At 28.9% G+C, this 25400-nt stretch carries 30 protein-coding genes; 7 read left to right on the top strand and 23 right to left on the bottom strand.

The window, feature by feature from the left end; all coding sequences use genetic code 11:
* Positions 1-248: 248 nt before the first annotated feature.
* Positions 249-1115 carry an AraC family transcriptional regulator gene (locus T483_RS0126605; RefSeq protein WP_026889571.1) on the top strand — a complete coding sequence of 289 codons (867 nt, stop codon included), beginning with the start codon at positions 249-251 and terminating at the stop codon, positions 1113-1115.
* Between the two features lie 148 nt (positions 1116-1263).
* Here T483_RS0126605 and T483_RS0126600 read toward each other — a convergent pair whose 3' ends face one another.
* From T483_RS0126600 to T483_RS0126585, 3 genes are all read right to left on the bottom strand, one after another.
* Positions 1264-1710 carry a helix-turn-helix domain-containing protein gene (locus T483_RS0126600; RefSeq protein ID WP_026889570.1) on the bottom strand — a complete coding sequence of 149 codons (447 nt, stop codon included), beginning with the start codon at positions 1708-1710 and terminating at the stop codon, positions 1264-1266.
* A gap of 298 nt (positions 1711-2008) precedes the next feature.
* Complete coding sequence (locus T483_RS30310; RefSeq protein WP_051560578.1) at positions 2009-2455, bottom strand: helix-turn-helix domain-containing protein; 447 nt, start codon at positions 2453-2455, stop codon at positions 2009-2011.
* Positions 2456-2672: 217 nt separating this feature from the next.
* Complete coding sequence (locus T483_RS0126585) at positions 2673-3089, bottom strand: helix-turn-helix domain-containing protein (protein ID WP_026889569.1); 417 nt, start codon at positions 3087-3089, stop codon at positions 2673-2675.
* Between the two features lie 252 nt (positions 3090-3341).
* Here T483_RS0126585 and T483_RS0126580 point away from each other — a divergent pair, with 252 nt between their 5' ends.
* Positions 3342-3566: a DUF1659 domain-containing protein gene (locus T483_RS0126580; protein ID WP_026889568.1), complete on the top strand. Its 225-nt coding sequence runs from the start codon at positions 3342-3344 to the stop codon at positions 3564-3566.
* A 95-nt stretch (positions 3567-3661) separates the two neighbouring features.
* A complete protein-coding gene (locus T483_RS0126575; RefSeq protein WP_026889567.1) occupies positions 3662-3880 on the top strand; it encodes a DUF2922 domain-containing protein in 219 nt (72 codons plus the stop codon).
* Positions 3881-3993: 113 nt separating this feature from the next.
* Here the strand turns inward: T483_RS0126575 and T483_RS0126570 are convergent, their stop codons facing one another.
* The 8 genes from T483_RS0126570 to T483_RS0126535 all read right to left on the bottom strand — a co-directional run bounded on the left by T483_RS0126570 (position 3994) and on the right by T483_RS0126535 (position 8740).
* Positions 3994-4197 (bottom strand): hypothetical protein, encoded by a 204-nt coding sequence (locus T483_RS0126570; RefSeq protein ID WP_026889566.1) that lies wholly within the window; start codon positions 4195-4197, stop codon positions 3994-3996.
* Between the two features lie 120 nt (positions 4198-4317).
* Positions 4318-4653, bottom strand: coding sequence for a hypothetical protein (locus T483_RS29855; RefSeq protein WP_051560576.1), 336 nt, complete (start codon positions 4651-4653; stop codon positions 4318-4320).
* Positions 4654-4825: 172 nt separating this feature from the next.
* Entirely contained in the window at positions 4826-6139 is a 1314-nt protein-coding gene (gene dnaB, locus T483_RS0126560) for a replicative DNA helicase (protein WP_026889565.1), read from the bottom strand.
* 90 nt (positions 6140-6229) lie between these two features.
* Positions 6230-7225 carry a DnaD domain protein gene (locus T483_RS31350; RefSeq protein ID WP_207641446.1) on the bottom strand — a complete coding sequence of 332 codons (996 nt, stop codon included), beginning with the start codon at positions 7223-7225 and terminating at the stop codon, positions 6230-6232.
* On the bottom strand, positions 7194-7361 hold the full coding sequence (locus tag T483_RS31345) for a hypothetical protein (protein ID WP_155268546.1): 168 nt from the start codon (positions 7359-7361) through the stop codon (positions 7194-7196). The genes T483_RS31350 and T483_RS31345 overlap by 32 nt, the downstream gene beginning before the upstream one ends.
* 15 nt (positions 7362-7376) lie before the next feature.
* Complete coding sequence (locus T483_RS0126545) at positions 7377-7622, bottom strand: AbrB/MazE/SpoVT family DNA-binding domain-containing protein (protein ID WP_026889563.1); 246 nt, start codon at positions 7620-7622, stop codon at positions 7377-7379.
* Between the two features lie 78 nt (positions 7623-7700).
* A complete protein-coding gene (locus T483_RS0126540; protein ID WP_026889562.1) occupies positions 7701-8468 on the bottom strand; it encodes a phage antirepressor KilAC domain-containing protein in 768 nt (255 codons plus the stop codon).
* A 47-nt stretch (positions 8469-8515) separates the two neighbouring features.
* A complete protein-coding gene (locus T483_RS0126535; RefSeq protein WP_026889561.1) occupies positions 8516-8740 on the bottom strand; it encodes a helix-turn-helix transcriptional regulator in 225 nt (74 codons plus the stop codon).
* Between the two features lie 472 nt (positions 8741-9212).
* Between T483_RS0126535 and T483_RS0126530 the strand changes: the two genes are divergently transcribed.
* Both T483_RS0126530 and T483_RS0126525 read left to right on the top strand, forming a co-directional pair.
* Positions 9213-9659, top strand: a complete 447-nt coding sequence (locus T483_RS0126530) for a helix-turn-helix domain-containing protein (RefSeq protein ID WP_026889560.1) — start codon at positions 9213-9215, stop codon at positions 9657-9659.
* Between the two features lie 115 nt (positions 9660-9774).
* A complete protein-coding gene (locus tag T483_RS0126525; RefSeq protein ID WP_026889559.1) occupies positions 9775-10218 on the top strand; it encodes an ImmA/IrrE family metallo-endopeptidase in 444 nt (147 codons plus the stop codon).
* A 383-nt stretch (positions 10219-10601) separates the two neighbouring features.
* Here T483_RS0126525 and ric read toward each other — a convergent pair whose 3' ends face one another.
* A complete protein-coding gene (gene ric / locus T483_RS0126520; protein WP_026889558.1) occupies positions 10602-11312 on the bottom strand; it encodes an iron-sulfur cluster repair di-iron protein in 711 nt (236 codons plus the stop codon).
* Positions 11313-11619: 307 nt separating this feature from the next.
* Entirely contained in the window at positions 11620-11931 is a 312-nt protein-coding gene (locus tag T483_RS0126515) for a glutaredoxin (protein ID WP_026889557.1), read from the bottom strand.
* 512 nt (positions 11932-12443) lie between these two features.
* Between T483_RS0126515 and T483_RS0126510 the strand changes: the two genes are divergently transcribed.
* Positions 12444-12794, top strand: coding sequence for a thiol reductase thioredoxin (locus T483_RS0126510; RefSeq protein WP_026889556.1), 351 nt, complete (start codon positions 12444-12446; stop codon positions 12792-12794).
* A 380-nt stretch (positions 12795-13174) separates the two neighbouring features.
* Here T483_RS0126510 and T483_RS0126505 read toward each other — a convergent pair whose 3' ends face one another.
* From T483_RS0126505 to T483_RS0126495, 3 genes are all read right to left on the bottom strand, one after another.
* On the bottom strand, positions 13175-13969 hold the full coding sequence (locus T483_RS0126505) for an SDR family NAD(P)-dependent oxidoreductase (RefSeq protein ID WP_026889555.1): 795 nt from the start codon (positions 13967-13969) through the stop codon (positions 13175-13177).
* A 144-nt stretch (positions 13970-14113) separates the two neighbouring features.
* Positions 14114-15118 carry an AraC family transcriptional regulator gene (locus T483_RS0126500; protein WP_026889554.1) on the bottom strand — a complete coding sequence of 335 codons (1005 nt, stop codon included), beginning with the start codon at positions 15116-15118 and terminating at the stop codon, positions 14114-14116.
* A 749-nt stretch (positions 15119-15867) separates the two neighbouring features.
* Positions 15868-16260 carry a MerR family transcriptional regulator gene (locus tag T483_RS0126495; RefSeq protein ID WP_026889553.1) on the bottom strand — a complete coding sequence of 131 codons (393 nt, stop codon included), beginning with the start codon at positions 16258-16260 and terminating at the stop codon, positions 15868-15870.
* Positions 16261-16364: 104 nt separating this feature from the next.
* Between T483_RS0126495 and T483_RS0126490 the strand changes: the two genes are divergently transcribed.
* A complete protein-coding gene (locus T483_RS0126490) occupies positions 16365-17216 on the top strand; it encodes a patatin-like phospholipase family protein (protein WP_026889552.1) in 852 nt (283 codons plus the stop codon).
* A gap of 217 nt (positions 17217-17433) precedes the next feature.
* Here T483_RS0126490 and T483_RS31825 read toward each other — a convergent pair whose 3' ends face one another.
* From T483_RS31825 to T483_RS0126455, 7 genes are all read right to left on the bottom strand, one after another.
* Complete coding sequence (locus T483_RS31825) at positions 17434-17598, bottom strand: hypothetical protein (RefSeq protein ID WP_196244928.1); 165 nt, start codon at positions 17596-17598, stop codon at positions 17434-17436.
* Positions 17599-18061: 463 nt separating this feature from the next.
* Positions 18062-20992 (bottom strand): helicase C-terminal domain-containing protein, encoded by a 2931-nt coding sequence (locus T483_RS0126480; RefSeq protein ID WP_026889551.1) that lies wholly within the window; start codon positions 20990-20992, stop codon positions 18062-18064.
* 12 nt (positions 20993-21004) lie between these two features.
* On the bottom strand, positions 21005-21433 hold the full coding sequence (locus T483_RS0126475) for a HepT-like ribonuclease domain-containing protein (protein ID WP_026889550.1): 429 nt from the start codon (positions 21431-21433) through the stop codon (positions 21005-21007).
* The gene (mntA, locus tag T483_RS0126470) at positions 21430-21849 is read right to left on the bottom strand and encodes a type VII toxin-antitoxin system MntA family adenylyltransferase antitoxin (protein ID WP_026889549.1); all 420 of its coding nucleotides are present in this window, start codon (positions 21847-21849) and stop codon (positions 21430-21432) included. Before mntA ends, T483_RS0126475 begins: the two co-directional genes overlap by 4 nt.
* Before the next feature lie 781 nt (positions 21850-22630).
* On the bottom strand, positions 22631-23398 hold the full coding sequence (locus T483_RS0126465; protein ID WP_035790629.1) for a homocitrate synthase: 768 nt from the start codon (positions 23396-23398) through the stop codon (positions 22631-22633).
* Positions 23399-23418: 20 nt separating this feature from the next.
* Positions 23419-24333: a homocitrate synthase/isopropylmalate synthase family protein gene (locus tag T483_RS0126460; RefSeq protein WP_026889547.1), complete on the bottom strand. Its 915-nt coding sequence runs from the start codon at positions 24331-24333 to the stop codon at positions 23419-23421.
* A 588-nt stretch (positions 24334-24921) separates the two neighbouring features.
* Entirely contained in the window at positions 24922-25230 is a 309-nt protein-coding gene (locus T483_RS0126455) for a 2Fe-2S ferredoxin (RefSeq protein ID WP_026889546.1), read from the bottom strand.
* Positions 25231-25400: the final 170 nt, after the last annotated feature.

Genomic DNA, 25400 nt, shown 5'->3' with positions numbered 1-25400 from the left:
AAAGGCGATAAACACTTAAAATAAGATGTTTATCGCCTTTACAATTTATATGTAGTCTCTAAAACTAAATAGTTTGATTTAAATCTTCTTGAATCTAAATGATTCTCCAAATGTTGCACCATCTATAATAAAATTCAATTTAGAATAAATAATAATATTATATAACAATTCGATATTTTTTGTATTAAAAAAGTCGAGCATCGATAAAATACCTCTGGTATTATGTAGATATGAAAAGGAGGAAGACAATGATAAACGAATTGAATCATGTGATTGACTATATTGAAGATCATTTAACCGATGACGATTTATCTCTTGAAATAATTTCTGAATATGCTGGGGTTTCTGACTATCACTTTAGAAAGATATTTTTTTATCTTTCAGGGATGATGCTTAGTGAATATATCAAGAACAGAAAATTGTCGGAAGCAAATAAGGATTTATTACATGGAGAAAAAGTAACTGATGTCGCTTTGAAATATGGTTATCAGTCTATGGACGGCTTTACTAGAGCATTTAAAAAATGGAGTGGTTTTTTACCCTCAGATGTAGCAAAAAAAGGCATAAGTAAATCGTTTCCCAAACTTTCATTCACAATAACTATCAAGGGAGGAATTAATATGGAATTTAGAATTGAAGATAAACCAGCGTTTAATTTAGTTGGTGTAAGTAAACGTGTCCCTATGCAATTTGAAGGAGTTAATAATGAGATTATAAAGCTCGCACAAAGCATAACTAGCGAACAAAAGGAAGAAATGCATTCTCTTCAAAATATAGAACCTCATGAAATTATCAATGCATCTTATGAGGCTGACGCTAATTTCTTAAAAGAAGAAGGAGATTTAACTCATCTTATAGGCATTTTAACGACTGAAAATCAAATAAGTGATCTATTAGAAAAGGTACCAGTTGAAGCTTGTACTTGGGCAATATTCCCAAATGAAGGATCATTTCCTTCAACATTACAAGAAACAATGGCAAGAATATATTCAGAATGGCTTCCTTCTTCCAATTATGAAATAATCAATGCACCTACTTTTTCTTTTACTAAAATGGATAAAGACAAAAAAGATTACGCTTATAGTGAAGTTTGGATTCCTGTTAAGAAGAGATAAAAACAAATTTATATCTTACTTTTGCTCAAGGGGAATTATGAAGATTAGTATAAGATAACAGTATAAAAACACAGAGCCGATAACCTACGAGAATATATCATGTGGTTATCGGCTCTTTGTTAAATAATTAAACTGTATTAGCAAAATTTTACTTGGTTTTATTTTTTTCTGATTTAAATTTTTTATAGAGAATATCTTTTAAAACTAAAACAGTATCCTCGTCATTAAAATTAAATTCGTTTTTGCAGTCATCATATAACTTCGATAACTTTTCACAATAAGTATTTATTCCTTGCACACCTTGATATGATGCTAAAATCGGGTATTTTTTACTCCATGCACTAGTCCAGTCAATTTCATCAACTATCATTTCGATGCTTGTAATATCACCGCTAAGATTACTTTCGCTAATAAGATAGTCATAACTCACATTATATAGTTGGCTTAACAATTTCACTTTAATTAACTCATGAACTGTTTGATCAGTTTCCCACTTGCTCACTGTTTGCCTGGATACACCTAATTTATCAGCAACATCTTCTTGCGATAATCCAGCCTTTTTACGTAAATCTAGTAATTTATCACATAATGGCATAATAATCACCAGCCTTTCAATTATTCCAAGTTAACCTGTAGATACAGTATACTTAAAATAACAATTGTTTTCTACCAATTAAAATTGGAATTTTGTCAACTAAACTTAACATTATAATGCCCTCTTTCTTTTTTTATAAATTTATACCATTTTAGTGAAACAAATACAAATTTATAGTTTATACACTTTTATCATTTTTGCTACATCACTCAATGTCATATTATGAGTAAAAAAATAATACTGATGAGAATTACCCATCAATATATTTTATCATGTGATATATATCCTCTTCTATTAATTACTTTCCATTTATAATTTTCGCTACTTTAATACCATATAATAAAGTTTCAATCAGACTTTCAATTGCTTCCTCAGAGAGTGGATCACCATAGAGCCTAAGTCCATCAGTAGTTAATAGATATTTTTTTAAATCATCAAATATTTTAACGATCTCTTTCTGACCCACTACTGATGAAATGCGATCCTCTTTTTCCGCTGTAGCCTTTATATTTTCATTTGAAGCTATATATCCTGCTGCTTTCATAAGTTCATCATATGTAACTCCATTACGCGCACAAGCTGCAATTTTTTGTAATGTACTTGGTGCTGGTGCACAAGAATTCATCATATTAATAATTCTTGATAAAGTGCTGGAACTAATTTTACATTGCCTAGCAAAATTATTTAATGAAATATCTCCTTGTGCCTTTCTTATTAAATAGCTAAGTAATTCAGTATTAAACAATCGAATCCCCCTTCTATAGAAAAACAACTTAATAATTAAGCTTATTAGATGAACATATTAACAAAGTTGCTAAAACTTTAAGTTCGTATTTTCACTAGAAATCATAAATATATTTGTAACCACAAGGGTCATAATATGGAGAAAACATTTGAAAATGAGCTGAACAAAATATTTATGATTTTGGTAAGTTATCCCATGAATTTAAATTACATATTGTTTATCTATAGAGATTCGTATGTTTTCTGGATAGAAAAACCTGAACAAAATCTTTTATAATTAACACATCCTTATTGGTAATTTTATCATTTTCCAACAATTCTACTAAAAGTTTAATATTGTTATCTTTTTTAGAATAAATAATTCTTCCATTTTTACCCAAATTGTCATTATGATTGACCAGCTCTAAGTTTTCATCTTGATTAAAACCTAAGAGGAAATCTGTAGTAACATTATGATATGAAGCTAATCTTTTTAAGTGATCATATATAGGAGTTGCTTTACCAATTTCCCATTTAGAAAGCATACTGTCGGTAATATTAATGCTAAACATTTCATTCATTTCAGTTGCTAATTGATTTAATGTAAGATTCTTATTTAATCTAAGATTCTTAAGAATTTTCCCAGTAATATTCATATATTTCCCCTCCACAATGTAATTGATTGATTTAAAATTAAGTATACAATTATCAACATCATCAATCTAAAAATTACAATTTATAATTTATTCATTGATTAATTATAACATATTTTGCCAATGATAAATAATTCAATTTTCATTAATTACACTTTAATTTCTTTATTTTTATCATGTTTTTTATGAAAATAGGTAATCCATCAATTTTGTACATATATCCTCTATGAAAACAAAATAAAGGAGGTAAAAACTATGGCTGTAAATAAAGTTCCTAACTCTGCTTCACTTAGTATTGAAGTGCAAAAAGATGTTGATCAGGCCGGCGATCCAATTTATGCCAAAAAGACTTTTTCTAATGTCAAAACAGATGCCGCTGCTCAAAACGTCTACGATGTTGCTGAAGCAATCAAAGGTGTTTTAGACGCTCAAACTAGAGATTGCTTTATCAATGAATCTTCTAGTTTAGTAAATGCTTAAGCAGATAAGTTCAAATCGCTTACTCTGTGAGCACTCCTACGACACTGGGAGTAGGAGTTTCCTAAACTCTAAACTTAATGAAAGGGGTGAATTATATGGAATATACTTTATCTATGACTTTTTTAACTGAAGCTGGCGAAAAGAGTACTTTAAGCATTTCTGGTGTTAAATCTACGCTTACTAAAGCCGAAGTAAATACACTTATGGATGTTGTAATTGCCAAGAATATTTTTAAAACTGATTCTGGCGATTTAGTTAAGAAATCCGGTGCTCAATTAACTCAAAGACAAGTTACTAAATATGAAGTAGCTTAGGTCAAATTAAGACAAAAAAATAGAGGCTTATCAATAGACGAGCTTCTATTTTTTATTCTATTTAGTTTTAAGACTGTCATAGTTAAAATATCAAAGCCTTATATCCTAAAGCTCTAAGGTCTATATTCTTGATGTAGTTCTGTTACAACTCCATTTTTAAGAGTTATTTCAAAGATTGGACGATCTTTATATTTACCAGTGATTATGCTGTTAAAATCTTTATTAACGACTAAAACTTGTCCTTTACTATTAAAATCTATTTCACTGATATTCACATTATCAGCTACTTCCAGTGTTGTATTATCACTACTAGGCATATCAAATCCATCATCTGGAATATAATCTCCAGTATCATCATGAGCAATTACTTTATCTCCTGTTCTTCTTTCATAGTCCCTAGCTTCATCTAAATCAGTAACAAACTTATCAAAATATCCCTATATATATCTTTTATCATTCTTTTCATATCCCCTATTTATATAAAATAATGTTTTTCCTTTGCTAGTATCAATGAATGCATTTGGAACCCAAGCCCCACTTGAGTTTAAATAGTACCCATCAATTGAAGTATTACTAGCCATATACCCGTTAGAATAGAAATAATACCAATTTCCGCCAATTAATCTCCACCCTGTAGCATATGAATTACTTTCTGTATACCACCATCCCGTGCTATTTTGTTTCCATTCTGCATGTACTTCTGCTGGTGATAAGAATATACTTATACCTGCAAATGTTAGTGCTATAACCCCTTTTAAGAACATATTATTCATAGTATTTCGCCTCCTTTATATACTATTGTATTTACGCCAAAAGTGACTAATTACTTATTTCAAGTAAAAAATGCATGTCGTAATAATTTTTGACACGCATTTCTTTATAATATCCAGATATTTGCTTATTATTATGCCATTAAACAACAATTATCTTATGTTTATTACTAAATTATAAATAAGCTAAATCCCCTATCTTCTGAAACCTATCTACATATACAAATTTTAAAGTTCCAGTTCTTCCATTACGCTGCTTGCTTATGATCCATTCAATTATTCCTTTATCTTCTGACTCTGGATGATAATAATCATCTCTATACATAAACATCACTAAATCTGCATCCTGTTCAATATTTCCTGATTCTCTTAAGTCTGAAAGCATAGGTCTTTTATCTGCTCTTTGCTCCACAGCTCTTGATAATTGACATAGGAGGATTACATTCACTTCTAATTCTTTTGCTAAACCTTTAAGCCCCTTTGTAACTTCTCCTATCGCTAAATCTCTAGTCCCTCTTTCTGGGATGTTCATTAAAGTTAAGTGGTCTATTATGATTACATCTAATCCATGAGCTTGCTTTATAGCTTTTGCTTTTGCCTTTATTTGAAGTAATCCCTGATTTGAACTGCAATCTGTGAATACTTTATTTCTCTTAGCTAATTCATTAGACATCATTGTAATTTTTATAAAATCATCATTACTCAATTTCCCAAATCTTAATTTCTCTGCCTCTATATTTGCATTGTAAGACAGCCTTCTTATTCCAAGGGATTCGTATGTCATTTCTAATTCTGATAAATACACAGTATAACCATTTTTGCCTAGTCCATCCATTATATTTAATGCAGTTAATGTTTTTCCCATAGATGGCCTGCCAGCTATTATGACTAATTCTCCTTTTTGTAAGCCTCCAGTTCTCTTATCAAAAGTAGTAAATCCGGTTTGCATTCCAGGTATTTCTCCACCCTTTTGATACCTATTTTCTATTTCAGTTAATGTCTTAACCATAAGATCACTATCACTAAATATTGAACTTTTATTTCTCATATCATTTGCTAGATTTTCTGACATTTTGCTTATAGCATCTTGAGGCGCTGAATTTTCATCATACATACACTGTGTAGCTTTATATAGTTCTTTAATAGCTTTTCTTCTGTAGGACTTGTCCTTTAAAATTTTTATATATTCTTTTGCTCTTATTGGAAGCCCACCTATAGCTATATCAGTTATATATGTTATTCCTCCAGCCTTTTCAAGATTTTCTTTACCTATCTCATTTATTAAAAGTGTTATATCAATATCTTTCCCTTCAGCAAACAGCTTGCATATACCAGCATAGATAATTTGATGGGATGTTTTATAAAAATCCTCTACTTTAACTTCATTAATTATTTCCACCAATATTCTATTGTTATAGAATATCCCACTCAATATCTCCTGTTCACACCTTACATCATTTGGAGGTGTCTGTATATATTCTAAGTTCATGCTCCCCCTCCTATCTCGTATGATTTGGTTAGTCAGCTTTTAGTCAAATACTTGTTATTTTTTATGTGCCTCAATTAATTTCTAATCATCTTAATTATCTAGGACGCTTTCTCCAAAATCTTTATAAGCACCAGCATTTGCTCTTTGCACTACCGCTTTCCTATCTCTTCCATCTGCTTTCCAGTTTTGCAATATAGCCAATAAATATTTATAATTTATCTTTCCTCTTTTCATAGATTCTGTTGCTGCATCTATGAGCCACTTAGCTGAATACACTTCAATATCTGCTGCTATTAATTCCATAAACTTAGGTGACATTATAAATCCACATTTTTCAAAATGCTTAAAAACTTCATTATTAGAACTAATGACTACTGACATGAGTTTTATATTATCCTTATCTGTAATATTCTCATCTAAGTCTAAACTATTCTTCTCCGAATCTCTAATATTCTTATCTACCTCTACACTACTCTTCCCTATGCCTAAACTATTCTTATCTATACTAATCTCATCTAATCTTATCTGAGTATCCGTTTTGTATACAGATTGAATACGATTCTCCAAGCCCTTAATTTTATTAACATTGTATTCATTTCCACTTTTGCAGCTTGTCCTTTCTTCTGTGAAGATTGTGTCTGAATTATTTACAATTTGCATACTATTATCACTGTTAATTTTCCCTAGTGTATAAGCTTTATTTTCCTTTAATGACAGCATAGATTTTTCTTCCCTATAAACAGTTTCCTTATATCTATCTTTTTGAATATAATTGTGAATTTTCCAATGCTTTATAACAATTACACCACTCTCAAAAATAATTACAAACTTTTTAGCTATTAATAGCTTCAAATCATCCTCACCGCATCCTATCATTCGTTGTATTTTCCTTGGATTATTTATAAAACCATCATCGTCTGCTCTCATTGATAAATGAAAATATAAAGTCTGCGTTGATAAAGGCATATCTAAAAATGCATCACTATCAATTATTGTTTTCGAAAACATACGTTTATCTGCCATAATTTCACTTCCTTTGCTTAACGGCTTCTTTTTAATCTCTTTTAATGTCACACATAAAATCATCTAAAATTTCTAGAATTTCATTAACATCATCTTTAAGTTTATAAAATACATCTATAGCTCCTTCTAAATCACCATCATTTAAATGACCTTGAACATCTACAATATCTTGTTGTACAGTTTTAATTGACATAGACATAAATGCACCCCCTATTTAACTACTTTTAATTTTTTCTATGCAGCTCCTGCAAAGTCTAACTCCATCGACTTCCTTTAGATCACTTATTACCTTTTTGCAGCAACTGCACCCATAAGAAAATTTCTTAATTGTTACTGAATTGTTCTCCACAAAAAATTCAACTCTATCTTCTTCATTCCAGTTAAGCTGCCTTCTTAATTCTTTTGGTATAACCACCCTTCCTAATGCATCAATTGGTATTGTCACTCCAGCTTTCTTCATAATCTCATTCCCCTTTCAAATTTCTCTTAGTGTTTCAACTCTTCATTAACACATAAGTTTGAGTTCCAAGTTTGATATCTATAATAAACTCTCTTCTATTAGCTTCTTAATAATGTATACTTGTCCTTTTCCAGTTACTTTTGTAGTATGATAAGTAAACGTCTTTTCTTTGGAATTTTTAAAACCTTCAACAACTTCAAAGTATCCTCTATCAATAAATTCCTGCTTAGGTTCTGTTGTATTTTTAAGGATAATTTTCCAATCTCTAAGCTTTTGCCATAATCTTTTTTCTCCAATAATTATTCCTTGCTTACATGCTATCTTTGCAACTTCCCTAACCAATAAACTATTTTCAGAAATGGAAATTTGATTAATAAATTTGATTTTATCCTCTAACTCACTATCTTTTGATTTTAAAATTTCATCCTTCTTTGCTATAGTGTTTTGAGATATCTGTAGTGCTCTTGCCATTATCTCAAAATCGCTCATATTCTCATTTGCTTTAATGTATCCTCCTGTTATTCTTATTTGCCTAAGGACTGCCTTAACTTCCTTTTTAAATTTCTTAGCTATTACTTTTCTACTTTGCATTAAGACTTCATATAAACCATCTTCTGTTAAATAAAGTTTGTTTCCACCACTATTACTATTTGTAATAGTTACTTTTTCATCTTCATCAATGTGCATTAACATTTTTGAAACATTGTAATAACCTTCGCTTGTTTTTGAGTAATCAATCCACTTTGCTACATCTTTAGCTAAAAATAATTGATTTTCTGCTGTGCCATAAATTTTAAAATCCTTTCCTAAAATATACTGCTGTTTAATAACCTGTAAGTTCTTCACTTTTACTCACCCTGTTCTCTAGAATATTTTCTTTATTATTGGCTAAACTAACTTTGTGTAGTATTCAATAAGTTTACTTGTTTAGCAAAAAAAAGTTGTTCTATTGGCACATTTAGGTAGTCAGATATCTTTTTTGCTTCATGAAGAGAAAATTGAGTTTTCCCAGTTTCTTTTTTGCTATAGGTTGTTAATGTAATTCCTAGTATTTCTGCAATATCCTCTTGCTTAACACCTTTCAACATTCTATAAGCCTTTAATGTTTTATTTGCCATTCTATCTACACCTCCTTGAGTAAACTTTTCGTTTACTATTTATACTTAAATAATAGTAAACTTTATGTTTACTGTCAACACCTTTTTTATAAAATCATTAAAATCATATTCATTTAGTTTACTTTCGTTTAACAAAGTCAACTAAATGTTTATAATTAAATATATATGCTTCAATTCACGATTCAAAATCCACAATTGTTGTTGAAGCTCATAGAGAAAGTTCTGCACCTATAAATTAAGCAGCTATGCTGCAATTAAGAACTTTTCACTTATAGACAAATATAAAATGATCATAGAGAAAGTTCTGCTTACCAAATGTAAAAGCTCTAAATAGAAAGTTCGAATAACAAAATATAAAATTTTGATTCTCACATTTTTGACTATAGCTTTTGAGCATCTCTTTTCCCTGCAGGTTTTCTTAAATTTATAATGTGGAATTATTTTTACAAAATAAAAGATAGGAGTGAGAAATATGAATAGTACTCTTAGTGAAAGAATTAAAGAAAGAAGATTATTATTAGGATATAATCAACCAGAATTAGCTGCGATAATGAATGTTAGCAAACAAACCGTTTCTAACTGGGAAAATGGAAATAGAACCCCTGATGCTGAAACATTATCTAAGCTAAGTGATTTGTTTTCAGTATCTGTTGACTTTCTTTTAGGAAAAACAGATATTGCAACTCCCCCTTCTGTTGATGGATTGGAGCCAGGATTAACCAAAAAAGATGAGAAAGATATAGAAAAAACTTTAAATAAAACTCTTGAAATGTTAGAAAAGCAAGAGGGTCTAATGCTCTCTGGAGAACTTATAGACGAAGATGATTTTGAATTAATTAAAGCTGCTATTCAAAATGGACTTGAATATGCAAAGAAGGTAAACAAAAAGAAATTTACGCCTAATAAATTCAAAAAATAAGATCATCTGATGTCTATCCACTTATAATTTCAACTAAGGTTCAGATGAAGATCAAACTCCAACTGAATCAAGTTTTACTTAATGATGATAATGGTCAATAATTGGGGGTATTTATTTGAATAAAATTATAGATAAAAAAGTCTCTCAACTAAAGAAAAAATATCATACGAAAGATCCATTTGAGCTTTGTGAATATCTTGGAATAAAAATTTTATATGAGAATCTTGGTAAAAATATAAATGGATTTTTTCAGGCTGCTCCACGTAATAAAATAATTCACATTAATATCAATTTAGATGAATATTCAAGATATTTCACATGTTCACACGAGTTAGGACATGCTCTCTTTCATAATAAACTTAACATATTGTTTTTAGAGAAAAATACTTTTGTTATTAAAAGTAAACTTGAAAATGAAGCCGATTACTTTTCAGCTAATTTAGCTATTGATGATAACGATTTAAAAAGTGATAGTTTAGAAAGTATGACTGTTGAACAAATAGCAGCACAGCTTAATGTACCTATAGAATTATTAAAATTGAGATTAATGTTTAAATAATTTTATTATTATATTGTTAATTCAGATTATAAGTATTTACTTATGTATTTAAATTGTAATAGCAATTTATCATTAAACTTTATATAAATAAATTGTAGAATTTTTGAATTTTGGATTAAATAACTTGATTAGATAGGCATAAAGCCACTAAGCAGCTCACCTACTATGCAATGCTTCTGAAGTCTTCATTTAATTATCTATCTCCGGTCCAATTAAAAGCTTACAAATTTTTATATTTATCATGTATAGTATCATAAAATCACTTTAATTGATGTAATTATACTCGTCAAAAAATATTAACTGCTCAATTTTGTAACTTAAGCAGTTAATATTTCTAATTAATAAGTTTTTCTACCTTATTAAATATAAACGTAATAGATACCCTATTTCTTCAATTCATAAAGTCTTGGAAAAAGTATATTATTTTCTAAATGTATATGCTGAAATATATCTGATTCCATTTCTTCAAGTTTAGCATAAGTTAATTTATAAGTATTGCATCCATCTGATGGGGCTTTATAATCATTAGTCACTTTTCTTAATTCTTTAAGTATATCACCTGCTCCAGTATGCTCGTCTTGCAATTGATTGATTATATTTATTGCCTTATCTAACTCCACTTCACTGTTGCTTCTTAAATACTCCTTAATTGCTGGATATTGAATTGTTTCTTCTTCTATTAAATGAGCTTCCAATTCCATTTTTACAGTATGAAATAACTTGTGTACTTTTGAAAGTTCAGGATGATTTCCTCCATGTACTCTCAATATTTTAGTTGTTAATTCACTTATTTTAGGAAGATTCTCATAAAGATATCCATGATGGACATTTACAATATGATCAACTAATTCATCAAAAGGTGCTTCTACCCAATTTTTATTATTTGTGTAAAGCTTATTTTGTAATTTTTCATATGAAGCATTTATTTTTTCTAGTATTTCTGCTTCATTAACTCCTTGCTCATTAATTGCTGTAATTAACGGTCTATCTCCACCACAACAAAAGTCAATTTTATATTCTTTAAATATATCTGCAGCATTTGGAAACTTAGTTACTATCTCTCCAATTTTTTGATTACTATTAAATGTATTCATTCTTATTCCTCCTCAAGTTCTATCTTATGAATTAATTATATTATTAATAAGAAAATACATCTTTGATTTAAATCACGTTTTAATATTTTTCGATAATTATTTATCTATACCTTTTTGAGAACACTTACCACAATTCATTTATTCGGATTTTGATACTCTATCGAATGGACATAAGATAAAAAATTACCCTCCTCCGATAAAAAACCGAGAGAGGGTATAGTATTTCTCATTTAGGCTATCTTTGCTACCGTCTTAACTTGGTGAAGGCGAAGCCTGACCTTTAAAATTCACTATAAGTTAACATCTATTAACATTTACCACTACCATCTATAGAGCAACTATTTACAACCTTCTTAGGCTTTTCTATATCCAAATAATCAAATATGTCTAACGTTTTTGTTCCATCTTCTAAAATAAAAAATGGGATACCTATTTTCCCCTCTTTAACAACATTAGTAAACATTTTATCATTATCACGATAAGATAAAAATTCCTTTAATATTTTAGTACTCTCAGTAATATTTTTATAATCTAATTCTATATCTTTATGTTTTTCTAAAATAACTTTTGCTTCAACACAATCTGGACAAATTGCTGCCCCATACATTGTTAGTTTCATGTTATTTTCCTCCCTTTTTTTAAGTATTTAATATGCTTAGTTTTATAATTATGCTTTTTGTATTAATCTAACGAACAAATATCAAGCCTATTTATGTTTCTATTACTACCGAAAAATATGAATAGAGCGACAAGTAATGTACTCTTCAGCAATATTTTTGTTCATAATCAATTCCTAACCTCTTTATTATAGCAAATATACCATTACTAAATTCAATTATTGTCAATTTTAATTTACTATATTACTTATCTTATTATTTCCACTTAAATACCATAATTATTTTGTAAATTGGCTTATTATACGTCACCCGCTTTACTTAATACAATAATTCTTACAGAAACATTTGATTGAGTGAATTATAAAACTTTTTAAACCCTTTTTACATCTCTTAACCTAGAATTTTCTTTTATAATACTTTCTATAATTTCACAAAATAACTACCAGAAAAGCTAACTAAATTGATTTAATAATTTGCCTTTGATATACTATTATAAAAAACTAGGAGGATATATATGTTTGAAGAAGATAACTATGAAGAGAATGTAAAGTTATTTGAAAAAGTGATTTCTACACAAGCAGAAGAATTATTATCTAATGAAGACTTAGCTGTTATCTATATTGGTCGTGCAACATGCCCATTCTGCCGCAGATTTGCTAAAAAATTAAGTGGCTTGACTAATAAAATCAGCACAACAATTTACTACGTGGATAGTGCTGATTTTTCAGATAATTTAATTGACTCATTTAGAGAAAAATATAATATTGTAACTGTACCAGGATTTATTGTTAGTAAAAATAGAGAAATAGAAGTTCGTTGCGATTCTTCAATTACAGAAAACGAAATATTGGACCTGTTAAAATAAATAATCAACGAATTTAATTATTATAAACTAAAGATACGCTAATTATAATAATACAAAAAGGGTGATAGTGCTTTTCTATGGTAATCATAAAAATTTTAGCACCTGTAATATTTTTAAAGGTAGCAGTAAAATATCCTAGTAAGGCATAAATAAGCTTTACTAGGATATTTTAATATGTCTAATGTCTCAAATTCGTATTATTAACCTAATGAGAATATGAATAGTGTAAAGTTTAATTATTAAGATTTATATAAATTACAAGGTACTAAAATAGAAAAAATAATTAAGAACAGATTTATTAAACACATAAGAATTGCTTGCTTTATGTACAATTTTCTTTGATTATATCAATCCTTTATGCATGAATAATATAGATACATTTAATAAATAGTCGGTACCATTCCTCCATCCATGCGAATTGGAGAACCTTTAAATGCTCCTGCATAAGGACTGCATACAAATGTAGTTAATCTACCTATTTCACTTGGTCTAATAAAACGCTGTATTTCAGATTGAGGTAAATTTGCAGCCATAAATTTTTTCTCCTTTTCTTCAAAAGTCATATTTGTTTCAGAATATACACCATCAACTATTTCATATACATTTTCAGAAAGTGTTGGCCCTGGCATAATTGTATTAACTGTAACTTCTTTTCCTATAGTTAATTTAGATAAACTCTTTGATAGTGATAATAACATTGATTTTGTCATGCAATATTGTGGCATTTGTCCAGAAGGCATAATTGCTTCTTCACTTGCAATAAAAATAATACGACCATAATTATTTTTTAACATTTTAGGTAAATAAAATTTACATAATCCATTTGCAGCAAGAACATTAGTTTTAAAGTATTTTTCCCATATTTCATCTTCAACATCATTGTATTCCATAATTTCATAGATACCCATATTATTAACTAAAATATCAATGCTAGAATATTTCTCAAATAAAGCTTCTCTTTGTTTAACATTTACAATATCTGCTGTAGCATTTTGAGGAGAAGTAGTTGGAAATTTTGATTTAATTTCATTTACAATCTGTTCAACTTCTTCATAATTTCGTCCATTAATTAGTACATTAACACCTTCCTTAGCAAGTTCCATAGCAATTGCTTTACCTATACCTTTTGTTGATCCCGTAACTAAAGCCGTTTTATTGCTTAATCCCATATCCATGATACATTTCTCCTTTTAAATTATTTATTAAGATTTTAAAAAGTTAATGCAAATAAATACTCTTGTTCTTTTGTAATTTTTATTAGATTAACTTTTTTATAATATAGTGTTAGACATTTTACTTTTCAGACAAAGTGAATTTATCTAATTTTTACCTACATGCTCAGCACGCCAATTTGAAGGAGTATTACTTTCCCAAAGTCGAAAAGCGCGGTAGAATGAATTTTTGTCTTCATATCCAATCATAAAGGCTACTTCTTTAATGTCGAGAGATAAGTCTGTCAAATACTCTATTGCCTGCTCATGCCTGACTTGTGTTAATACATTCTTAAAGCTCGTACCTTCGTCAATAAGACGGCGCTGCAATGTACGATTGCTCATCCCCAACTCACTCGCGACGGCCTGAATATCGGGACATCCTCCTATTAGGCTACGTTTTACAATCCACTTGACCATCTCAGTAATTGAATAGCTTCGTTGTCGCTCATCCAGTGATTGTTCAAGTACTGGAGTCAGAATCTCTAGCAACTCTGCATTGTATGAAACAAATGGGCGGTCCAAATCTCCTCGATGTAACGTCAAGCGATTACAATTTGCACCGATCTGAACTCGGCAGCCAAAGTAAGCTTCAAGCACTTGTACATTACCCATAGAATCAGAGAATTCTACCAATTTAGCCCTTAAAGGTTGAGCTGTCCCTCTGCGACCTAGCTCCAGAAGAAATGCCAAAGTAATACCAACCAAAATCGGTGGACCAGGCTGTTCAACATACAACCATTCCAATTCTATTGTACACTCATCACCTTTCTCGGTAATGCGTAAACCTTCAGGAGGGCACATTTGTTTATATCGAGCCATTCGCTTTAACGCATCACGATAATCGCGAGCGTGATAAGTCGCTAAGACTGTGGGCGGATAATGGGTTGTTTCAAATACGGTCGCAAGCTTAATAATTCCTTTAGCAGTATCATCAATGATATCTGAATAAGCTTTCCAGATTGCAAAATATTGAGTGGTTGTTACAAAAGGGTCAGTAATAATTGTAAGCGGTAGTCGTGCTTTTCTAACTACATGCTTAGCATCAATCCCTAATTGATATAAACTTTCCCAAAATCCTGCAGTGATTTTAATACGGGCATGAGATGTCATGTATATAAACCTCCTTTAAATGCTTACATATTCACTGATTTAGTTATAATTACATTTTGCCTTGCTAGTTCAACATTTATTACATTATACCTATTAAATATGACTATGTAACTAGCATAATACGACAAGTTACTTGCTAATTGCGCCAAACAATATTAGTCGCAGATACAATTAACATTATTATTACCTTACTTATAAATTCAAATGTCCCTATCATATAGTGAGTACAGATATCACTTAACTCTTTCTAAGAAGTGATGCGATATATATGATTAGCGATACTTTAATATTATTATTTCAAAGTGGATTGTTCTTAATATCATTGTTAACATTAGTAGTGATTCTTATAGAAAAAACCTAAAAAAATAGTAGCCTAGGTCAAATTAATATCACTAATTTTTTTAATAAAAAAATTAGTGATATTAATTCCCTAAGCAACTAGAATTATATACTATAGTGAAAAACATATTGCAGTATGTTTTCACTACTGTTATTTAATTATATTATAATCGTGTTTTATATTTATTTTACCTAAATTTTACTTATTATTATTTATTTGCGATACAATTTACTGTATCAGTAGTAAGTGATAACCCTTTTTTCACTTAATATTATAACAAATTATCTTATTTAAAATAAAACGTACCTAAGAAATACTTCTTACCATAATATTTAAGATAGAAACCAAGAAAAAAAGGCTCCTTTCAGCAAATCTACAGTGTTATTAGTTTTTCGAAAAACTATTAAAACTAATTTTTATCTTTATTGATAGGTACTTCAGTTAATATGAGTTTTGAATTCAATTTATTTTTCAACATCTTTTTTAATATGATCTCAGTTTTATTTAAATTTTCTTTTTGCTCTTCTACTTCCTTTATCTTTTCTTGCAAGAGTTCGATCTTTGTATCAATTGAAATTATATTATCATTACTTTTTTGTATCTCTTTGATCTCTCTTAAAGAAAAACCCACAGAATGAACTGTTTTTATCATTAATAAATACTCAATTATATTTACAGAATAACTCCTATAGTTATTTGTGTCCCTGCTAACATATTTTTCAGGAATCAATCCTTCCTTTTCATAAAATCTAATAGTCGATATGGACAACCCAGTTTTTTTTGACACTTCATTTATTTTCATAAAATACCTCACTAATTTCCCTTGACTATAAACATTACTTCATAGTTTATACTATATTTAAACACTTTACTAGTTAATATAATAAAGAAATGGGGAATATTATCATGCAAAATATTAATAAAAAAACACGAGCTGTTGTATTAGGTGGTGGCGGAGTAACTGGAATTGCTTGGGAGATCGGAATAATTGCGGCATTGTTACAAGAGAGAATTAATTTAGCAGACGCAGATGTTATAATCGGAACATCCGCTGGCTCATTTGTTGGATCCTCATTAGCAAGTAGCTACAATATGAGAAAACTTTATGAGTCTCAACTCATCCAAAATGCATCTGAAGTAAATGTATCTGTTAGTTCTGAACTTATGATGTTATGGACCCAAGCCTTTCAATATGGTAAAGATAATAAAAAAGAAATTGGAAAGATGTTTGGAGATATTGCAAAAAAATATCCTACAAAAGTATCAATAGAAGAACGTAAATTAGTTGTTGAATCAAGGCTCATCACAACTATCTGGCCTTCAACGTTAAAGGTCACTGCAATAGATGCAAAAACCGGTAATCTCCATGTACTCGATAAAAATTCAGGAACAACGCTAATAAATGCAGTAAACGCAAGTGGTGCAGTTTCAGGACTCTGGCCATTAGTAAACTTTAATGGAATAGACTGGATTGATGGGGGAATGGTTTCGAGTACAAATGCACATTTGGCAGATTCATATGATAAAGTTGTAATTTTATCGCCTATGCCCCAAAAATATGGTCTAGTTCCAAGCGTTGAAGAAGATGTTGCTGAAATGCAAAAAAGCTCATCTGTTTCCCTTATTGTACCTAATAAAGATAGCATTTTAGCAATAGGAAAAAATCCTTATGATCCAACTCATACTGCAGCATCTGCAAAGGCTGGATTTAATCAAGGCATAAAAGAAGCAGAAGCTATTTATGAAATATGGGCATGATTAAAAATAAGATAGTATAATTTATATATATTGCATAAATAGTTCTTTATCATAATTCTAAAAATATTCCAAGAATTTTAGCCATAATTGCGAATTGTGAATTGCAACATATATAAATAAAACTGCCTCAAAATACAGTTTTGAGACAGTTTTATTATATGTTAATAACTTTTTTTATACTTTAAGTTATAATTTTCACTCTCATATTTTCAATTTATTAACTAAGTTGCTGTTCTAATTGCTCTAAATCATTTATGACCATATTTATAACTTCGATTTTAGACTTAGCGTACTCATTCTTAGGCATCCATTTCAACCCAGATTCTAAGCATTCCTTTGTACTCTTATATTCTTGTAATAATTGTGTTATATTTTCTACCATACCCTTCACATACCTCTCTTTATTCAATCTCTAAATTATAATTTGCTTATTTTGTAAAATAAATTACTTTATTTATATTATTACCACCTCCATATGAAAATATCATAAATTTTCAACTTTATATTTATATACATTTATTATAGCATATATTACATTTATGACTTATATATTTTCCGAAAATTTTACTATTATCAAAATAATTTACCAAAAATCACCCTATAATTGTTAATATATACGTTCTATGTATATATTTTAATTAACCTTCTGCATTTTACTCCTGGTTTTCTACTTAGCTTGATAATGCCCTATATGTGAATTTGATAATTCTAGTTGCGAGTCTTTATTTATTAGCTGCATATAAAAGCAATTTTTCATTAAAGTTTATATAGTTCACTAGCATCTTAAATTTAAATCTATTATTGCAACATATACAATAATATAAATCTAGCCACTTAAGCATGCTTTAAATTTTACCATTTAATTTAAAATTAACATTTTCAAAATAATACATACCATTTTCTACTTTTAGTAATTCCCAAAATAATTTATGCTTCTTTGATTCATTGTTAAATTCATCTTCAATACTTTTATTATTTTTCTTAATGTTGTTTATGATCGTATTAATATTGTTTCTTCTCCAATTATTATAATCAAACTCCATCTCTGAAAGCACTTTAGTAGTCGATGAAAATTCTATACTTGGCCCATTTAGATCTCTTTCAAGATTTCTTATAGTATATGAGTTTTGTCCTGGGTCTAAAATTATAAAGTATCCATAATCAAAAGTACTTCTAATAAGTCTACCATATATTTGCTTAGCTTTAATACATACCTGCGGATAATTCACATCCTGATACCCCTTCTTTTGGTATGTAGTAACTGCTCTTAAAATAGGATATTCTGGACTATAATTAGGAATTTTATCTAACATAACACAACTTAATGCATCTCCAGGTACATCTATTCCCTCAAAAAAACCCTTACTCCCAAGTATTATAACCTGCCTATTTTTATCATTTAAAGCTCTTACTGATTTTTTACTCATATGTACTTCTATTTTTGTTCCTCTAGTAAGCAGTTCAAGCTCTTCGCTCACAGCAGTTCTCCTTGCATTATTATTGAATAAAACAAGAATATGACCGTTTATTTTTAATGCAGCATTATAAATAAATTTTGAAACATTTTTAATGTATGATGGTTCATCATATCTTCCAACATCCTTTAAAGCAAATATTTTAGTCCTTTTCTTTAAATCAAAAGTTGGTGGAATTATAAACTCATTTGCTTTTTCCTGTCCTAAATGTTTTTTTATTTTATTAAAAGAATTTTCTATTCTTAATGTTGCTGATAAAAACGTTGTACTTTTAATATCCTTTAACATATGTTCATTAACCATTTCTCCAACATTTAAAGGAACATTTTTAAGTGTGAATGATTTATACTCTGAGTCTACTTCTAATATTTTGGCATAGAATACCGAACTTTCTAAAAACTTATCTAAAATATCAAATGCATTTTTAAGCTTTGCTATATAATCTGATAAATTTTTATGATCGCTGTCTCCATCTATTTCATCATCTAAAGTTATATTAGAAACATAATCATTTAAGATCTTATATAATGGATATATACTTTCTTTCAAAACTGATATTTCAGACCCTACTGCATTAGTTATTCCTTTTAAATCTTCCCTTGGAATAAAAAATTCAGTAGTAAAATTATATTCTCCACTTATAAGTCTTAAGCTTCTAAAATCATTTAATAGTATGTTTATATTCACTATAATATCATTTGTTAAATACATAATTTTATCTTTTTCTATAGTTTCTCTATAACCAAAGCCAGCATTTAAAGTTAAAAGCATAGCTATAATACTTGGATGACCTTTATCTATGAGGTCTAGTAATTCTATAAATTCAGCTGTTGAAAATTCCTCAGCAAAAAAATCATAACACTTTTCCATTAAGTTATGACCCTCATCAATAATTATGTGGTTAATTTTTTTCTTTTCAGTATATGGCCAGCACGCTAAAAGAGAATGATTAATAACTGTGATATTTTCCTCAGGCAGCTCATTATATCTTTTTCTCAAAAAGCAGGCTTTTGCACATTTATCCAGCTTACACTGTTCACTATCACAATTAACTTCCCTAATATACTTATCCAATTCTAAATGTTTTTGCACTAGGTAATTTATATTTTCTATATCTCCATAATTACCATTTTCACAAAGTCTCCTAAGAAAAAGTAATGCTAAGTTCCCTTTTTCATCCAGCAGCAATTCTTCACATTTATTTATTCGTTCTATGCAAAGATAATTTCCCTTCCCTTTCATAGCGCCATAATTTAATTTATCATCTAATCTTAATTTTTTAAGTATGGTCGGAATATCTCTCTCAATGAGTTGATTTTGCAATTCCTTTGTATTGGTAGATATAATAAAACTAGCATCATCTTTTCTATTTTTCTGCTTATTTAAATACGTTTCAATGGCAGCTATTATTACATACGCAAAAGTCTTCCCGCTTCCAGTTGGTGCCTCTATAAATATTCTCTCACCTTTTTCAAAATTTTCTCTTATCTTCTTTGCAAATTCCTTTTGATCTTTTCTATATTGGTATCCAAAATCTCCACCATTATTCCATATCTCTTCATTTTCAAGTAAATCTTCATATTTCAAATAATCTATAGGAATTTTCTTTAAATTAAGTTCTTCTTCTTTGCTTTCTAGGTAATTTACATATGTATAATCTTCATCAATGAAAAAAGGAGGCTTTAATAAGTGCTTAGTCCATGGCCATTTTTTCAAATACTGATATTCATTAATGATAAGATTATATAAGGATTTATTCTTTTTTCTGCTATGCTCTTCTCTATTCCATTGCCTTAAAATGAGCGAATTCACTACTTTTAATGTATCTATTGAATCTGATAATCCTCTATGTAGTTCATCTTTATTTAAATTAGTAATTTCTTTAATTAAAGAATCCAGATTATATTCCTTTCTCCATGGTTCTAGAATTATTGCAAGCTCCATGGAATCCATTATTGTATTTTTTATTTCAGGAATATAAAAAGATAAAAATTTTCTTTCAAAATTTCCATTATGGCATATTAGAGGCAAATCTTCTAAAAACTCTAGTACTTCTTGCTTTATAGAATTCAAACTTCTAGCACTTAGCAAATCTGCCTCCTTTAGGCCACTACAAAGACTGTAAATACTTATTGGCACGCGCCCTCTTGGTTTTATTAACGTATTATAAGTAGTTATAACTCCATTCTTAACCTTAACAGCTCCAATTTCTATAATCTCTGAGCATGTTTCATCAAGTCCAGTCGTTTCAATATCTAAATATACTACATTATCTAACACACTTATTAAATCTTCTAGCATCTCTTCCCCTACTTACTCTTTTAAATGCTGCTTTGCAATATTTAAAATTTTCTTAAAATCATCTTTATACTTTACAACATGCTCAAATAATTCTGCATGCGCTGGTTCTTTATATCTATGTGAAATTCTATTTCTAAGTAATCTTGATTTTTCTAAGAAATCAAATAATTCAGCATCTAGTACTTTTTCTTCTTTCAAAATTTCCAAACTGTCATTTAAAGTCATACCTATTTTATATTTTTTTAATGACTTAAGAGTTACTGATGTAAAGTCTTCTAGTATTGTATGGAATCCTACAAATAACTGCCTTAGACTAGATTTTGCAAGCTTAATCATTAATTTATTATCACTATTGTTTTCTAATATTTCAATGCATTCCTCAATATCACTTATACACTCTTGAAAGTCTTCAATTATCTTTATAAGTCTTTCTTGATTCACGACAACACATCCTTTCTTCTAAACCAAAAGAAATTCTCATTTTCTTTATATAGTATATCAACATCTTCTTTATACTTTTCTAAGATAATGTTATTATCATTAGAATATATAATTTTACCTTCATTTAATACATTTATTTTTAAAAATATAGTCAATTCTCTACTTCTTAAATCTATAACATCAATTTCTTTACCCAAAGCTCTTTCCAAAAATAATTCAAGTTCTAATATTTTATCTAAAGATATATTTTCTTTACCTACTACTGCTATATCTATGTCTGACTCTTGAGTGAAATCATCGTTGTTAAAGCTTCCAAAAGTGAGCATACTTGAAATGCTATATCTTTCTAGAAGATTATTTACTTCCTCACTTTTTAGTTTGCTCATAATTTGTTTTTTTTCATCTGCCAACTTCATCTTGTTCACCCGCCAATTAACAATAATTTATGTAATAAATTATAACACAATTTTATTTAAACACATTTATTATTTTGGACTTTATAAATAATACTATTCAACTTATATTTTTTCAATATAGATAAACAATATATAACTTAAACTTATGCACTGAACCACCGAAAGAAGAAACATTGTTATTTCACAGGACTATGAAAACTTCGCTGAAAGTTCTAAATTGCAGGTTGCACCACTAATGCTTGCTCCCAATTTCATTGTGACAAGCATTAGTTGAACAACCTACAACTAAGAACCTTTAACAGCTCATTTTCAAATGTTTTCTTCACAAATATATTTATGATTTCTTGTGAATATATGAACTTAAAGTTTTAGAAAACTTATAAACTTTTTTATTAAATATATAAAATCTTATATTTGGTATCTATAATAAATTATTCTAATATTCTCCAGTATACATACAGCGACACATCTAGATCCTAATAGAATAAGACATTCAATCTATAATCTTCTATACAATAAAATAAGCTTGAAATAGCATCTACGTTTTCAAGCTCACCTTTTTATTTACTATATAAATTCACTAATTATCCTTAGAACTGTTTTATATTATATATGTTGTAATTGAGTTTCTACATTTTATTCTCATTTAATGCAATTACCTCACTAGAGTTCTACTTACAAATTTATTATTACAATAATATATGGCAAAAATAATTGTTCATGATAATTCTAAAAATATTGCAAAAATTTTAGCCGTAATTGTGAATTGCAACATATATCTCTAAATTAATCCCTCAACTTTTTCATTCCTTTTTGAAAACACATTTGATATTTTCAAAAATTCCTGCAAATTACAATTTCCTGTTCTTTCACCTATTCCATCCAATGTGCAATCCACATATTTAGCCCCACTTTTAACGGCTTCTAATGAAATAGGAATTGCCATTCCGAAATCATTATGAGCATGAATTTCTATTTCTATTCCGGTATTGTTTATTAAAGTTTTAACTGAATTTTTTATAAGTGAAGGCATAGATATTCCTACTGTATCTGCATATCTCGCCCGTTTTACACCCATAGGCATAATTATTTCACATAAATTTATAAGATAGCTAATGTCTGCTCTAGAAGCATCTTCAAAACCAATAGTGACTTCATATCCTTTATCCCTTGCCAAAAATACACATTCCTTGAGATTTTCTTCAACCCACTTTTTATCCTTTCCTAAATTCAAATATATTTGTATATCCGATGTGGGAACACTAATATGAATAATATCTGGCTTACACTCCATGGAATGAAATATATCATTTTTATTCATTCTATTCCAAGTGGAAATCAATGAATTTTTTCTTATTTCTAATATTCGCTTGATGCATTCTTTTTCCAAATCTCCCATTGCAGGTATTCCTGCCTCTATCTGAAAAATCTTCATTTTATCCATATATTTTGCAATTTCAATTTTTTCATCAATTGAAAAAGCTTTTCCTGCACATTGCTCCCCGTCTCTTAAAGTTGTATCTACAATATATATTTCATTATAAACCAATATATCACCACCTTATAAATTTAAATGCACAGTTTCTTATATAATCTTTTTATGTCATCATCACTTAATCCACCACGCTTTTGTGTGCTCAATTTCCTTACATCTTCCAACATAATTATTAGATTATCATACTCATATTTTATGTTTAGTTCTTCCAATTTTATTTCTAATGCATTTATGCTTGAATGCTTACCTATAATAATATTTCTTTTTCTTCCAATTTCACTAGGATCATATGGTTCAAAAGTTCTTGAATCTTTAGCTATTCCATTTACATGGATTCCTGATTCTACATTAAAAATATCTTTTCCTATAAAAGGTGCATTCCCTCGAATTTTGCTTTCAGTAATATCTTCAAATATATTCAATACTTCTGGAAATAATCTATAGTCACCCCGACTTTTGATTTTCTCTAAAAAAGAAATGCCTCCTAATATTTCCTGAAGAGGCGTAAAGCCACCAATTCCTGCAAAAGTCGTTACTACTTTTTCACCACCAGCTTTAATCCACTCTAATGTCAAAGCTGTAGATGATTTATATTTATTTCTTATACACATTTCTATATTCTTTCCAACGGTATCTATAACTGCTGCAAAAATTTTTTCATAATCATAAAAAATTCCATCATCTAATCCAATTATTCTAATGTTTCCCTTCTTATATATACTCGATTCGCTGATTAAAAAACTACTCAACTCATTGGCACTCTCTAATTTAATAATATTATTACTAGATACTATAAATTTTATATTTTGAGGCAATGGTGACAATTCTTCATAGAGTTCTTGAGTAATTTCTATATAATCACTACCTATCATATTTAACAACTTTATCAATTCTCTTATTTTAGGGATTTTTTCTTTTAACTTATCTCCGAATATTTCCCTCAAAACAATTATTGTCCTATCTATAATTTTAATTTTTCTTTCCTCCATTACTCAATCCACCCTTATATCTATATAGATAAACAATACATAACTTAGACTTATGCAATAATCCCCCGAAAGGAGAAACATTGTTATTTCACAGGACCATGAAAACTTTGCTGAAAGCACTAAATTGCAGGTTGCACCACTAATGCTTGCTTCCAATTTCATTGTGACAAGCATTAGTTGAACAACCTACAATTAAGAGCTTTTACCAGCTAATTTTCAATGCCTGCTTCATAAAAATGTTTCTGCTTTCTAGTATGGTATTTATTGCAAAGTATAAATCTAATTCTTAAGTTGTTTATCTATATAGATGTCCAAATTATTAAATAGACTTATTATGTGAACATATTTACTATATATAAATGGTTATCTTAGCTAGAAATCATAAATATATTTGTGGAGAAAACATTTGAAAATGAGCTGTTAAGATTCTTAGCTGTAGGTTGTTCCTCTTTAGCTTGTCACACTGAAAGTGGGAGCATGCTAAAGTGGTGAAACCTGCAACTTAGAATGTTCAGCGATATTTTCATAGCTTTTCGGATCAAAATATTTATGATTTCGGTAAGCTACCACATATGTTGTCTATAATTTTTAGATAACTAATTCTTCAACTACTTTTCCACCTTCAATATGTTCTTCTACAATTCTTTCTACATCTTCAACCTTTACATTTCCATACCAAGTTCCTTCAGGATAAACAACTACAATAGGACCTTTATTACATACGCCTAAACACCCTGTATTAGTTACCATTACTTCATTTATTAAATCCCTATCTTCAACTTCCTCCATAAACTTTTGTACAACATTTACTGAATCTTTAGAATAACACATTCCTTTTTGCATTCCATTAACTCTACAACTTGCACAAACGAAAATATGATGTTTTATATCGATCATTTTATTTGCCTCCTCTTTTTTATTAAACTTTAATTTAAACATGTATATTGAATATCTATAATATATCAGAAATAATGGAGGATGCCTTTGCGAAATGTTGCCTTAGAATCATCCATATAAATCTCAGGTCAATTGTAGCAAACGCATACCACATTATTTCTGTGTATATA

Source organism: Clostridium beijerinckii HUN142, from assembly GCF_000621745.1.
Lineage (GTDB): Bacteria > Bacillota > Clostridia > Clostridiales > Clostridiaceae > Clostridium > Clostridium beijerinckii_A.
This window is presented reverse-complemented; position numbering and strand designations above follow the sequence as displayed.

Excerpts from the sequence above, each read along its gene's own strand:
- T483_RS0126605 (WP_026889571.1), top strand. The coding sequence starts at position 249 with ATGATAAACGAATTGAATCATGTGATTGACTATATTGAAGATCATTTA.
- T483_RS0126600 (WP_026889570.1), bottom strand. The coding sequence starts at position 1,710 with ATGCCATTATGTGATAAATTACTAGATTTACGTAAAAAGGCTGGATTA.
- T483_RS0126585 (WP_026889569.1), bottom strand. The coding sequence starts at position 3,089 with ATGAATATTACTGGGAAAATTCTTAAGAATCTTAGATTAAATAAGAAT.
- T483_RS0126580 (WP_026889568.1), top strand. The coding sequence starts at position 3,342 with ATGGCTGTAAATAAAGTTCCTAACTCTGCTTCACTTAGTATTGAAGTG.
- T483_RS0126575 (WP_026889567.1), top strand. The coding sequence starts at position 3,662 with ATGGAATATACTTTATCTATGACTTTTTTAACTGAAGCTGGCGAAAAG.
- T483_RS0126570 (WP_026889566.1), bottom strand. The coding sequence starts at position 4,197 with ATGCCTAGTAGTGATAATACAACACTGGAAGTAGCTGATAATGTGAAT.
- T483_RS29855 (WP_051560576.1), bottom strand. The coding sequence starts at position 4,653 with ATGAATAATATGTTCTTAAAAGGGGTTATAGCACTAACATTTGCAGGT.
- dnaB (WP_026889565.1), bottom strand. The coding sequence starts at position 6,139 with ATGAACTTAGAATATATACAGACACCTCCAAATGATGTAAGGTGTGAA.
- T483_RS31350 (WP_207641446.1), bottom strand. The coding sequence starts at position 7,225 with ATGATTTTATGTGTGACATTAAAAGAGATTAAAAAGAAGCCGTTAAGC.
- T483_RS31345 (WP_155268546.1), bottom strand. The coding sequence starts at position 7,361 with ATGTCTATGTCAATTAAAACTGTACAACAAGATATTGTAGATGTTCAA.
- T483_RS0126545 (WP_026889563.1), bottom strand. The coding sequence starts at position 7,622 with ATGAAGAAAGCTGGAGTGACAATACCAATTGATGCATTAGGAAGGGTG.
- T483_RS0126535 (WP_026889561.1), bottom strand. The coding sequence starts at position 8,740 with ATGGCAAATAAAACATTAAAGGCTTATAGAATGTTGAAAGGTGTTAAG.
- T483_RS0126530 (WP_026889560.1), top strand. The coding sequence starts at position 9,213 with ATGAATAGTACTCTTAGTGAAAGAATTAAAGAAAGAAGATTATTATTA.
- ric (WP_026889558.1), bottom strand. The coding sequence starts at position 11,312 with ATGAATACATTTAATAGTAATCAAAAAATTGGAGAGATAGTAACTAAG.
- T483_RS0126515 (WP_026889557.1), bottom strand. The coding sequence starts at position 11,931 with ATGAAACTAACAATGTATGGGGCAGCAATTTGTCCAGATTGTGTTGAA.
- T483_RS0126510 (WP_026889556.1), top strand. The coding sequence starts at position 12,444 with ATGTTTGAAGAAGATAACTATGAAGAGAATGTAAAGTTATTTGAAAAA.
- T483_RS0126505 (WP_026889555.1), bottom strand. The coding sequence starts at position 13,969 with ATGGATATGGGATTAAGCAATAAAACGGCTTTAGTTACGGGATCAACA.
- T483_RS0126500 (WP_026889554.1), bottom strand. The coding sequence starts at position 15,118 with ATGACATCTCATGCCCGTATTAAAATCACTGCAGGATTTTGGGAAAGT.
- T483_RS0126495 (WP_026889553.1), bottom strand. The coding sequence starts at position 16,260 with ATGAAAATAAATGAAGTGTCAAAAAAAACTGGGTTGTCCATATCGACT.
- T483_RS0126490 (WP_026889552.1), top strand. The coding sequence starts at position 16,365 with ATGCAAAATATTAATAAAAAAACACGAGCTGTTGTATTAGGTGGTGGC.
- T483_RS31825 (WP_196244928.1), bottom strand. The coding sequence starts at position 17,598 with ATGGTAGAAAATATAACACAATTATTACAAGAATATAAGAGTACAAAG.
- T483_RS0126480 (WP_026889551.1), bottom strand. The coding sequence starts at position 20,992 with ATGCTAGAAGATTTAATAAGTGTGTTAGATAATGTAGTATATTTAGAT.
- mntA (WP_026889549.1), bottom strand. The coding sequence starts at position 21,849 with ATGAAGTTGGCAGATGAAAAAAAACAAATTATGAGCAAACTAAAAAGT.
- T483_RS0126460 (WP_026889547.1), bottom strand. The coding sequence starts at position 24,333 with ATGGAGGAAAGAAAAATTAAAATTATAGATAGGACAATAATTGTTTTG.
- T483_RS0126455 (WP_026889546.1), bottom strand. The coding sequence starts at position 25,230 with ATGATCGATATAAAACATCATATTTTCGTTTGTGCAAGTTGTAGAGTT.